The following is an 11,515-nucleotide window of genomic DNA, read 5'->3' as shown; positions in this document are numbered from 1 at the left end:
AAAAGCGCCTCCAGCAGATGACCCGCGAGAACCAGGACCTGCAAGCGCGGCTCCAGCACGCCGAAGCGGAGCGCAATCGGCTGCAGGAGGAGTTGTCGCGCCTCTCCTCGCGACTCGGCGAGGCGGAGAGCAACGGCGCCGACCTGCATCAACTCCGCGGCCGACTCGACGGGATCCTGGCGAAGTTCGAACTCCTCGAACTCTAGGGCCTGTGCGGGGAGCCCGACCCTTGTGCATGAGGTGGACATGGCTGGCGACGCGCGCGTGCAGGTGAGCATCTACGGCAACGACTACCGGGTGCGCGGTGAAGCGGATCCCGAGTACATCCGGGGCCTCGCCGCCTACGTGGACCGAACGATGAAGGAGATCGCGGCCGGCAGTCGGCAGGTCTCGCCCCTGCGCATCGCGATCCTGGCGGCCTTCAACATCGCCGACGAACTGCACCGCGAGCGGGCCGGTCGGACGATTTCGCCCGCCGCGGAGGAGAAGGCGGCGCGTCTGCTGCGCCTCTTCGACGACGACGCCGTCGCCGCGGGCGGCGGCGACTAGGCGACTTGCCCCCGCCAGGAGACGCTTGCTATACTGACTGCGAATTCCCTACCGTGTTCGAGCGGGAAGAAAGCGTTTGAGCCAACACCTTCACTCTGGAAGGCCGAATCCGTCCGGCGGACGGTGCCTGCGGGCGACCTGAACCGGGCGTGTGGTCTTCCCCCATGGACCGTTTGGCCCATGCGGTAGCTTCTCGCACGGCAATGTGTGGGGAATTTTCTTTGCCCGTCCCGGCGCGCGCACCGGCCCTGGGACGCGACCCCCGAGATCGAGAATGCGCCTGCTCTTCATCGCCGATATCATGGGACGTCCGGGGCGCGAGGCGCTGGCGGCCCTCCTGCCGAAGCTGCGCGCGCGCCTGGCCCCCGACTGCGTGATCGCCAACGCGGAGAACGCCGCCGCCGGGACCGGCTTCACTCCCCAGATCGCGCGCTCGCTGCTCGGCGCCGGGGTGGACTGCCTGACGGGCGGCAATCACAGCTTCGACAACAAAGAGGGTGCCGCCTACCTCGCCGCCGGCGCGGAGCGCGTGCTGCGTCCGCACAACTACCCCCCGGGCAATCCCGGCAGCGGCCGCGCCGTGCTCCCCCTGCCGGCGGGGGGCGAACTGCTCGTGCTCAACCTGGTCGGCCGCGTCTTCATGCCTCCCGTGGACTGCCCCTTCCGCTGCGCCGACGCCGCGCTCGCCGAGTGGGGCGGGCGCGGTCCCGTCTTCGTGGACATGCACGCCGAGGCGAGCAGCGAGAAACTCGCCCTCGGGCGCTACCTGGACGGGCGCGTGAGCGCCGTGGTCGGCACGCACACGCACGTGCAGACCGCCGACGAGCGCATCCTGCCCGGCGGCACCGCCTTCCTCAGCGACGCCGGGATGACCGGTCCACACGGCGGCATCATCGGCATGGCCAGCGAGGCCGTGCTGCATCGCTTCCTGCACCAGAGTCCGCGGCGCTTCGAGGTCGCGACCGGAGAGCTCCGCCTGCAAGGGGCCTGGATCGACCTCGACGCGGAAGGCCGCGCGACGGCGATCGCACGCCTCGATCTGCCGCTGGCCGCGGGCGACGCCGCGTTCGGGGAGGGGCCGTGGGACTGCTCGACGGCAATCGCATCCGGGACGAACTCCTGCGGGAGATCGCCGAAGGCGTGGACGTCCTGCCCGAACCGCCGCGCCTGACCGTCCTCCAGGTCGGCAGCGATCCCGCCAGCGCGGTCTACATCCGCAACAAGATGAAGGCCTGCGCGGCCACGGGTGTGCACGGCGAACACCGTCAGCTGCCGGCCACGGCCAGCCAGGCGGACCTCGATGCGGAGCTCGCCCGCCTGAGCGCGGGCCCCGCGGACGGCATCATCCTGCAGCTGCCCCTGCCGCCGGGCCTGGTGGCCGCTAGCGCGATGTTGCAGCTGGACCCCGACAAGGACGTCGATGGCTTCCATCCCGTGAACCTCGGCCGGCTCGTTGCCGGCTTGCCTGGCTTCGCGCCCTGCACGCCGGCGGGGATCCGCGAACTCCTGCGGCGCTACGAGCTGCCGACGCGGGGCCGGCACGTCGTCATCCTCGGCCGGAGCCTGATCGTCGGCAAGCCGGCCGCCCTGCTCTTCCTGGAGAAGCGGGTCCTGGGCGACGCCACGGTCACCGTCTGTCACAGCGCGAGCCGGGATCTGCCGGGCCTCTGCCGGCAGGCCGACATCCTCATCGCCGCGGTCGGCAGTCCCGAGCTCGTGAAGGCCGACTGGGTGCGCGAGGGGGCGGTGGTGGTGGACGTCGGCATGAACCGCGTCCCCGACGCCAGCGCGCCGCGCGGTCAGCGGCTCGTCGGCGATGTCGACTTCGCCGGCGTCGCGCCCCGCGCGGGGGCGATCTCGCCCGTGCCGGGCGGCGTGGGGCCGCTCACCGTCGCCATGCTCCTGTGCAACACCCTGATCGCCTGCCGGCGGCGGCGGGGCCTGCCGGAGCTGCCGTGAGCGCGACCGTTGCCGCCCTGGCGGGCTTCCTCGCGGCGCTCGAGCCGGCGCTGGCCGCCGCGCTGCCCGGGGCCGATTGCCATCCGCGCCTGCGCGCGGCGATGGCCCACGGACTCCTGGGCGGCGGCAAGCGGCTGCGCGCCCAGCTTGTCGCCGCCGGCATGCGCCTGGGGCGCTACGACGAGACCGTCGCCTTGCGCGCGGGCTGCGCCGTCGAGATGCTCCACGCCTACTCGCTCGTCCACGACGACCTGCCCGCGATGGACGACGATGACCTGCGCCGCGGCCAGCCCACCTGCCATCGCGTGCACGGGGAGGCGCTGGCGATCCTGGCCGGCGATGCCCTCCAGGCGGAGGCCTTCGCGCAGCTGACCGCGGCGGTGGCAGCGGCCGGGTTGCCGCGCGCGGACGCGCTCGCGGCGATCGCCGACTTCGCGGCCGCGGCGGGCGCCGAGAATCTTGTCGGCGGGCAGGCCGGCGATCTCGAGCCCCCGCCGGAACTCGCGCCGCTCGCCCAGGTGCGCTGGATCCACACCCGCAAGACAGCCGCGCTCATCCGCTGCAGCCTCGTCCTCGGCGGGCGCTTGGGGGGCCTCGACGCCGCGGCGCTCGCCCCTCTCGCCGAGGCGGGTCTCGAGCTGGGCCTCGCCTTCCAGGCCGTGGACGACCTGCTCGACGAGGAAGCCAGCCGAGAGGAGCTGGGCAAGACCCCGGGCAAGGACCGCGCCCAGGGCAAGCGGACCCTGACGGCGGTCATCGGGGCGGCCGCCGCGCGCCGGGAGGGCGAGGCCCGCCTCGAGCGCGCCCTCGCGTTGTTGCCCGCGACCGAGGCCGCCGCGCCCCTGCGCGCGCTGGCCCGTCGCCTCGTCGAGAGGCGCTCCTGATGATCCTCGCGCCGCTCGTGATCACCGGCCTGCTCGGGCAGCTGCTCAAGCTGAGCTTCCATTCGCTGCGGGCGCGGCGCTGGCGCCCGGGCCGCTTCGCCGATTTCGAGAGCTTTCCGAGCCTGCACCCGCTGCTCGGCGGTTGCCTCAGCCTCCAGGTTGCGCTCGCGACCGGCTGGGGGAGCCCCTACACGGCGCTCAGCCTCGGCTACACGGGTGTCGTCCTCTACGACACCGCCGGCGTCAAGCGCGCGGCCGGCCGCCAGGCCGGCATCCTGATGGAACTGGGCTCGAGCTTCTCGCTTGAACACCGGCTCAGCCTGCTGCTGGGTCAGAGCCCCGTGCGCGCCTGGGTGGCGCTCTTCGCCGGCGCCATGCTCGGCCGCCTCGTCGAACGCGCCCTGCTTGCGCTTCCGCAGTGGCCCTGGTAGGCTGCCGCCGACGCCCGCGAAAGCTGAACGCATGCTGCTGGACGGAATCCACAAGCCCCACGACGTGGCCGCCCTCCCGGTCGAGTCGCTGCCCGCCCTTGCGACCGAGATCCGCGAGGAGATCATCCGTGTCTGCGCCCAGAACGGCGGCCATCTGGCGGCCAGCCTGGGCGCCGTCGACCTCGCCGTCGCCGTGCACCACGTGTTCCCGGGCGAAACGACGCGCATCGTCTGGGACACCGGACATCAGGCCTATGCGCACAAGCTGCTCACGGGGCGCCGCGAGCGCTTCGACACGCTGCGCCGCGCGGGTGGCCTGAGCGGCTTCCTCAAGCGCAGGGAGAGCCCCTACGACCACTTCGGAGCCGGGCACGCCTGCACGGCCCTCAGCGCCGCCCTCGGTTTCTCGCAGGGCGCGCGCCTGCGCGGCGAGGAGCGCCTGACGATCGCGATTCTCGGGGACGGCGCCGCGACGGGCGGCATGGTCTACGAGGCGATCAACAATGCCCGCGCGCACGCCGGCCGACTCCTCGTCATCCTGAACGACAACGAGATGTCGATCTCGCCGAACGTCGGCTCGATCAGCCGCATCCTGACCCACCTGACGGCGACGCGCACGTTCCTCAACCTCGAGGGCCGCGCCTGGCGCGCCCTGGGGCGCGTACCCCGCTTCGGCAAGCGCCTGCGCGCTCTGGCGAGCCGGACCAAGTACGGTCTCAAGCACCTCGTTCTGCCGAGCAACTTCTTCGAGGATTTCGGCTTCAAGTACTTCGGGCCTCTGGATGGGCACGACATCCCGTTGCTCGTGCGCACCCTCCGCCAGCTCGCCCGGATCGAGCAGCCGGTGTTCCTGCACGTGCTCTCCCGCAAGGGCAAGGGCTGCGATTTCGCCGAGTCGAATCCGGCGAAGTACCACGGCTTCGCGCCCTTCGTGCGCGAGACCGGGGTCAAGCTGCCCGATCCCGAACCGGTGGCGGTCAGCTACACGCAGGCCTTCGGCGAGGCGCTCGTGGAGCTGGCGGCCGCGGATCCGCGGATCGTCGCCATCACGGCGGCGATGCCGGACGGCACCGGCCTGACGCCCTTCGCGCAGCGCTTCCCGGAGCGCTTCTTCGACGTCGGCATCGCCGAGCCCCACGCCGTCACCTTCGCCGCCGGGCTCGCCGCGGATGGGCTGCGCCCGGTCGTGGCCATCTACTCCACCTTCCTGCAGCGCGCCTTCGATCAGATCGTGCACGACGTCGCGCTGCAGCAGCTGCCCGTCGTCTTCGCCATCGACCGCGCCGGCCTGGTGGGGGAGGACGGTCCCACGCACCACGGCGCGCTGGACCTGGGCTACCTGAGCATGATCCCCGGTCTGACGCTGATGGCGCCCAGCGACGAGAACGAGCTGCGCCGCATGCTGGCAACGGCTGCGGCACACAGCGCCGGGCCGATCGCCCTGCGCTACCCGCGCGGCGCCGCCCGCGGGCTCCGCGAGCGGGCGCCCCTGGAACCGCTGCCGCTTGGGCGCAGCCTCCGCCTGCAGCAGGGGGAAGAGCTGGACATCTGGGCGCTGGGCAGCATGGTCGCCCCCGCCGAAGCAGCGGTCCGCCTGCTCGCGGCGCGCGGCCTGCGGGCCGGACTCGTCGACGCGCGCTTCCTCGCCCCCCTGGACACCGTCGCCCTGGACGCGCTGGCCGATCCCGCCGGCCTTCTCGTCACGGTGGAGGAGAACAGCCCGGTGGGCGGCTTCGGCGAGGCCGTGCTGCGCCACTTCCGCACGCTCGGCCAGGGGCCGCGCCTGCTCACGCTCAGCCTGCCGCACGCCTTCTGCGGGCAGGGTACGCGAGAGGAGCTCCTGGCTGCCGCCGGGCTCGACGCGGCCCACCTCGCCGGGCGCATCGAAGCGACCCTGCTCGGCAACCGGCTGCTCGCCGACCGCCGCGCCGGCGGCCGTCCCCTGTGAGCGCCCGCCTCGACCGGGTGCTCGTCGAGCGGGGTCTTGTCCGCAGCCGAAACCAGGGGCGCGAGTTCATTCTCGAGGGGCTGGTGAGCGTGGACGGGCGGGTCGTCACCCGCCCCGCCGAGCCCGTGCGCGCGGAGCAAGGGATCACCCTCGCCACGGCGGCCAACGCTCGCCGTGTCGGCCGTGGCTACGACAAGCTCCGCCGCTTCCTCGCCGGCAAGCCGGTCGCTTTCCAGGGGCGCCAGGTCGTCGACGGCGGCGCCGCCAGCGGCGGCTTCAGCCAGTACGCGCTCGAGCAGGGGGCCGCCGCCGTCCTCGCCGTCGAGTTGGGTCGCGGCCAGCTCGACCGGGACCTGCGCACGGATCCGCGCCTGCGCGTGCTCGAAGCCCAGGACATCCGGGCCGTGACCGCCCTGCCCGCGCCCTGCGAGATCCTGCTGCTGGACCTCTCCTTCATCTCGCTCTGCGCGGTGCTCCCCAAGCTCAAGCTGCCGCTCGCGCCCGCCGCCTGGCTGGTGGCGCTCATCAAGCCCCAGTTCGAGGCGCCGCCGGGGGCCCTCACGGCCGGCGGGCGCCTGCGCGACGGCGCCCTGGCCGAACGGCTCCGCGACCAGGTGCTCGATTGCGCGCGTGCCCAGGGCTGGGAGATAATCGCCGTCGAGACCGTGGCGCCGGGACCCGACCAGCGGCAGCGCGAGTACTTCGCGCTGGCCACCTGGCGCGGGCACGACGCGGGGGAAGGCAGGCGCTGATGGAAGTCATCCGCAATCTGGGCATCCTGGCCAATCGCGAGGCGGTCGGCGCGCGCGGGGTCGTCGAGCGGGCCATCGCGGCGGCGGAGGCGAGCGGCGCCAGCGTCCGGCTCGACGGGGAGACGGCGGCCTGGCTGGAGCGGCCGGCGCGGGCGGCGAGCGCCCTCGACTTCGCCGCCGAGTGCCAGCTCTTCCTCGTGTTCGGCGGCGACGGCAGCTTCCTGCGCGCCGCGCGCGCACTCGAGCCGGTCGCCACGCCGCTCCTGGGCATCAACATGGGGAGCCTCGGCTTCCTGACCCTGCTCAAGCTCGAGGAAATGGAGGGGGCCCTGCGCAGCGTGCTCGCCGGTCAGTACCGCGTCGAGGAGCGGATGCGCCTCGCAGCGGCACTCGCGCGCGATGGCGAGGCCGGTCGGGCGCAGCTCGCGCTCAACGATGCCGTCATCCACATGAATCCCAGCAACCGTCTGGTGGAGTTCCAGATCGCGGTCGGCGGCCAGCGTCTCGGCGGCTACCGCGCCGACGGGCTGATCGTCGCCACGCCGACCGGTTCCACCGCCTACTCGCTCTCGGCGGGCGGCCCGATCGTCCACCCGACGATGGACGCCCTCGTCGCGACGCCGATCTGCCCGCACGCCCTCTCGATTCGACCCATCCTGGTCGGCGGCGAGGAGGAGCTCCTGATCACGATCGGCCGGCGCAGCGGCGAGGCCACCCTCACGCTGGACGGCCTGAGCACGCTGACGCTGCGCAGCGGCGACGCGGTGCGCATTCGCCGTGCGGCCGAGCGGCCGCTGCGCCTCGCCCTGCCCCTCGATTTCAGCTACTACGCCCTCGTCGGCGCGAAGCTGGGCTGGGGATCGCCCACCGGGAGATAGGCGTGCTCAGCCACCTGCGCATCCAGAACCTGATCGTGGTCGAGGACGCGACGCTCGAACTCCTGCCCGGCCTGAACGTGCTGAGCGGGGAGACGGGTGCCGGCAAGTCGGTGCTCCTGGCCGCCGTGGCGCTCGTGACCGGCGCGCGCGGGCGGGCCGACTGGATCCGCCCCGGGGCCGGTCGCGCCCGCGTGGAGGCCTTCTTCGTGCCCGGACCCGCCCTGGCCGCGGCCCTCGCCGAACGCGGGATCGAGGGCAGCGAGGAGGGCCTGCACCTCAAGCGCGAGCTGCGCGCCGATGGCCGCAGCCAGGCCTGGTGCGAGGGGTTCCCGCTCACCCTGCGCCGCCTGCGCGAGATCGGCAGCCTGCTCGTCGAGCGCCAGGATCAGCATGCCCAGCTCGATCTCGTCGAGGAGGAGGCCCAGCGCCGCCTGCTCGACGACTGCGCGGCCAACGGCGAGCAGCTCGCGCGCTACCGGGAGCGTCTGGCGGCCGCCCGCGCGGCCCATCGCGCGGAGGAGCAACTCGCGGTGCGCCTCGCCGGCCTGCGCGGCGAGGAGGAGTACCTCCGCTTCCAGCTGGCCGAGATCGAGAGCCTGGCGCCGCGCCCTGGCGAGCGGACCGAGCTGGAGCAGCGGGAGCGCCGGCTGCGCAATGCGACGCGCCTGCAGGAGGCCTATCGCGGGCTCCTGCAGACGATCGAGGGCAAGGGGGGCCTGCGCGAAACGCTGGACGGGCTCGAGACCCAGCTCGCGCGTCTCGAGCGACTGGGCGATCCGCCCCTGTCGCTGGCCGGCAGCGAGTTCGGCGCGAGCCTGGCCGATCTCGCGCGGACCCTGCGCCACCGGGCGGAGGACAGCCGCCTCAGCGCGCGCGAGGGCGAACAGCTCGCGGAGCGCCTCGGCCGGCTCAGCGCGCTCGAACGCAAGCACGGGCGCGACCTCGCCGGAATCCTGGCCTGGGCGACGGAGCAGCGCTCGCTGCTCGATCAGCTCGCCGATCAGGAGGCGCTGCTCGCCGAGCGCGCGGCGGCGCGAGCGGCGGCAGAGCTGGCCCTCGCCGAGGCGGCCTTCGCCCTCAGCGACCGGCGGCAACGCGCCGCCGCCGCTCTCGGCCCCGCCTGGGAAGCGCGGCTCGCGCTCCTCGGCCTGCCGCGGGCGACGCTGCGCATCGCCGTCATCCCGGAGGCGGACGCCCAGGGCTGGGTGCGCGACGCCAGGGGCGCCGCCTTTCGCGCCGGCGAGGCGGGGATCGACCGCGTCGCGGTGTGCGTCCGTCCGAATCCGGATCTCGCCGAAGGCAGCCTGGCCGATGTGCCCAGCGGGGGCGAGCTCTCGCGCATCGCCTTCGCGCGTCACCTGGCCGGCGCGGCGCCCAGCGCAACGGCACCCGTTCTCGTGCTCGACGAGGTGGACGCCGGCATCGGCGCCGATCTCGCCGGGGCCCTGGCTGCACAGCTGAGCGCCCTCGCCCGGGCTCGCCAGGTCCTGCTCGTCACGCACCAGGCGCGCCTCGCCGCGGTCGCCGACCGCCAGTTCTGCGTGCGCAAGGAGTTCAGCGGGGGACGCACGCGTACGGCCGTCCGCGCTCTCGAGGCCGAGGAGCGCCTGCGCGAGATCTCGCGCATGCTGGGGGATGCCGAGCCCCAGGGCGATACCCTGGCGCTCGCCGGACGCCTGCTGAGCGAGGCGCGCGGCGCTTGAAGTGCCGAGATTTCCCTGGCAATGCGGGGGCGCATTCCCTAGATTCGGGTCGCTGCGCCCGTAGCTCAGCTGGATAGAGCGACGGCCTCCGGAGCCGTAGGTCGGGGGTTCGAATCCCTTCGGGCGTACTCACACCATGCCCATCATTCGCATCCTCCTCGTCATCCTCGGCTTCCTGCTGCTGCGCAGGCTCCTCGCCGGCCCCGCCCGCGGCAAGCGCCGCGAGCGCGCCGATGTCGGCAAGCAAGCGGCGACCGCCCCGCCCTTTTCCGATGCGGGTATCCAGGATGGCGAGTTCGAGGAGGTCCAGGAGCGGCGCGACGCATCCGGGGCCGCGCGTTGATGGGTGCGTCTCCACTGGGCGATCGGCCCGGCCGGCGCCGCGCCCGGCGCAGCGCTGCCGATCTGGGGCGCTTCCAGCGCGGCCGGCGGCGCGGCGAGGAGTTCGGCGCCAAGCTGGTCCAGGCCGTCACCCTGACGGCCGTCTGCGGCGCGCTGGTGTGGCTCGAGTTCAGCGCCCTGCGCCTCTTGCGAGCCCGTTTCCTGGCCGACTACGGACCCCGGGCATGGCTCTTGCCGCTGGGAATCGGCCTTCTCCTCCTCTTTCTGCTCTATCGCCTCCTGCGCCTCTGGCAGGAGCTGCAGGCCCGGCGCCGGGAGTTGAGGAGTGAAGACAAGTCTTTGAATAGCAACGATATAGAGTGAACCCCGGCCGGGCGGCGCCCCATCCAGCGCTGGCTCGGCCCCGAGCAGGAAGTCGCCATGTCGCATCACGCGTCCCTGAAGGCAAAGATTGCCGCGGGCGAGGCCCGCTGCGCCGTCATCGGCCTGGGCTACGTCGGCCTGCCCCTGGCCGTGGAGTTCGCCAAGAATGGGCTCGAGGTCCTGGGCGTGGATCTCGACACCCGCAAGGTGGCGGCAATCGGCCGCGGCGAGAGCTACATCCAGGACGTGCCGTCCGCTGAGCTCGCCCCGCTCGTGAAGGCCGGCAAGCTGGCCGCGACGACCGACTTCGCGCAGCTGGGCGCGATGGACACGATCAACATCGCCGTGCCGACTCCGCTCGGCAAGACGCGGGATCCGGACATCTCCTACATCGTCGCGGCGACGGACGAGATCGCCCGCTACCTGCGCGACGGCACGCTGGTGATCCTCGAGAGCACCACCTATCCGGGCACCACGGACGAGGTGATCCTGCCCAAGCTCGAGGCCACCGGCCGCAAGGTGGGGGAGAGCTTCTTCCTGGCCTTCAGCCCCGAGCGCGTCGATCCCGGCAATCCGAAGTTCCAGACGCGGAACATCCCGAAGGTCGTCGGGGGCATCACGCCCGCCTGCACGGAGGTTGCCGTCGCCCTCTACCAGCGCGCGATCGAGACCGTCGTTCCCGTCTCTTCCAGCCGCGTCGCGGAGACGGTCAAGCTGCTCGAGAACACCTTCCGCTCGGTGAACATCGGACTCGTCAACGAGATCGCGCTGATGTGCGCCCGGATGAACATCAACGTCTGGGATGTCATCGACGCCGCCGCTACCAAGCCCTTCGGCTTCATGCCCTTCTATCCCGGGCCGGGCCTGGGCGGCCACTGCATTCCCATCGACCCCTTCTATCTCAGCTGGAAGGCGCGGCTGCACGGTTTCGAGGCGCGCTTCATCGAGCTGGCCGGCGAGGTGAACAGCCACATGCCGGACCACGTCGTCGAGGTCGTGGCAGCGGCGCTGAACTCGCAGCGAAAGTCCGTCAACGGCGCGCAGATTCTCGTGCTCGGCGTGGCGTACAAGGCCAACATCGACGACTATCGGGAGAGCCCGGCCCTCGACGTCATCAAGCTTCTCCAGGGCCGCGGCGCCCAGGTGAGCTATCACGACGAGTGGGTCACGGCCGCCATCCCGGAACTTGCGGACGTGCCGCGCCGCGGGCTGGCGGCGGCGGATCTCAAGGGCGTGGATGTGGCCGTCGTCGTCACCAACCACAAGAACGTCGACTACGCCGGCCTCCTCGCGAGCCTGCCGCTGGTCGTCGACTCCCGCAACGTGTACAAGGGCGTCGAGTCACCGAAACTCTTCCGGCTCTAGGAGGCGGCATGGCCAGAGTCCTCGTCACCGGCGGCGCGGGTTTCATCGGCAGCCACCTCGTGGCCGCGCTCGCCGCTGACAGCAACGAGGTCGTCGTGCTCGACAACCTCTCGACCGGGCACGAGGCGAACCTCGCGGAACTGCGCGGACGGATCCGCCTGGAGGTCGGCGACCTGCGCGATGGCGCGGCCGTCGGGCATGCCATGCAGGGCTGCGCCTACGTCTTCCACGAGGGCGCGCTCGCTTCGGTGCCGCGCTCGGTCAAGGACCCGGTGACGACCAACGACGTCAACGTCACCGGCACTCTCAACGTGCTGACGGCGGCCCGGGCCGCGGGCGTG

General features: G+C 72.5%; 12 protein-coding genes, 1 tRNA gene and 1 pseudogene. All 14 read left to right on the top strand.

The window, feature by feature from the left end:
• Positions 1–246: 246 nt before the first annotated feature.
• The gene (locus FJ251_09305) at positions 247–549 is read left to right on the top strand and encodes a cell division protein ZapA (protein MBM4117925.1); all 303 of its coding nucleotides are present in this window, start codon (positions 247–249) and stop codon (positions 547–549) included.
• Positions 550–823: 274 nt separating this feature from the next.
• Positions 824–1,720, top strand: coding sequence for a YmdB family metallophosphoesterase (locus FJ251_09300; protein MBM4117924.1), 897 nt, complete (start codon positions 824–826; stop codon positions 1,718–1,720).
• A complete protein-coding gene (locus FJ251_09295) occupies positions 1,630–2,508 on the top strand; it encodes a bifunctional 5,10-methylenetetrahydrofolate dehydrogenase/5,10-methenyltetrahydrofolate cyclohydrolase (protein MBM4117923.1) in 879 nt (292 codons plus the stop codon). Before FJ251_09300 ends, FJ251_09295 begins: the two co-directional genes overlap by 91 nt.
• Positions 2,505–3,392 (top strand): hypothetical protein, encoded by an 888-nt coding sequence (locus FJ251_09290; protein MBM4117922.1) that lies wholly within the window; start codon positions 2,505–2,507, stop codon positions 3,390–3,392. The genes FJ251_09295 and FJ251_09290 overlap by 4 nt, the downstream gene beginning before the upstream one ends.
• Positions 3,392–3,823, top strand: a complete 432-nt coding sequence (locus FJ251_09285; protein MBM4117921.1) for a hypothetical protein — start codon at positions 3,392–3,394, stop codon at positions 3,821–3,823. The genes FJ251_09290 and FJ251_09285 overlap by 1 nt, the downstream gene beginning before the upstream one ends.
• Positions 3,824–3,854: 31 nt before the next feature.
• Positions 3,855–5,771 (top strand): 1-deoxy-D-xylulose-5-phosphate synthase, encoded by a 1,917-nt coding sequence (gene dxs / locus FJ251_09280; protein MBM4117920.1) that lies wholly within the window; start codon positions 3,855–3,857, stop codon positions 5,769–5,771.
• Entirely contained in the window at positions 5,768–6,523 is a 756-nt protein-coding gene (locus FJ251_09275; GenBank protein ID MBM4117919.1) for a TlyA family rRNA (cytidine-2'-O)-methyltransferase, read from the top strand. The genes dxs and FJ251_09275 overlap by 4 nt, the downstream gene beginning before the upstream one ends.
• Positions 6,523–7,401: an NAD(+) kinase gene (ppnK, locus tag FJ251_09270; protein MBM4117918.1), complete on the top strand. Its 879-nt coding sequence runs from the start codon at positions 6,523–6,525 to the stop codon at positions 7,399–7,401. The genes FJ251_09275 and ppnK overlap by 1 nt, the downstream gene beginning before the upstream one ends.
• Positions 7,377–7,550, top strand: a pseudogene (locus FJ251_09265) (hypothetical protein). The gene ppnK and the pseudogene FJ251_09265 overlap by 25 nt, the downstream one beginning before the upstream one ends.
• Before the next feature lie 1,608 nt (positions 7,551–9,158).
• Positions 9,159–9,232 (top strand) — tRNA-Arg (locus FJ251_09260).
• Between the two features lie 8 nt (positions 9,233–9,240).
• A complete protein-coding gene (locus tag FJ251_09255) occupies positions 9,241–9,447 on the top strand; it encodes a hypothetical protein (protein ID MBM4117917.1) in 207 nt (68 codons plus the stop codon).
• The gene (locus FJ251_09250; protein MBM4117916.1) at positions 9,447–9,809 is read left to right on the top strand and encodes a hypothetical protein; all 363 of its coding nucleotides are present in this window, start codon (positions 9,447–9,449) and stop codon (positions 9,807–9,809) included. Before FJ251_09255 ends, FJ251_09250 begins: the two co-directional genes overlap by 1 nt.
• A 57-nt stretch (positions 9,810–9,866) precedes the next feature.
• Positions 9,867–11,174 carry a nucleotide sugar dehydrogenase gene (locus FJ251_09245; protein ID MBM4117915.1) on the top strand — a complete coding sequence of 436 codons (1,308 nt, stop codon included), beginning with the start codon at positions 9,867–9,869 and terminating at the stop codon, positions 11,172–11,174.
• Between the two features lie 8 nt (positions 11,175–11,182).
• The coding region (locus FJ251_09240; protein ID MBM4117914.1) for an NAD-dependent epimerase/dehydratase family protein at positions 11,183–11,515 on the top strand (333 nt) is incomplete at its 3' end.

The sequence above is a fragment of the bacterium genome (genome assembly GCA_016873475.1).
Taxonomy (GTDB): domain Bacteria; phylum Krumholzibacteriota; class Krumholzibacteriia; order JACNKJ01; family JACNKJ01; genus VGXI01.
The sequence above is the reverse complement of the archived record's forward strand: the minus strand, read 5'-3'. Positions and strand labels throughout refer to the sequence as shown.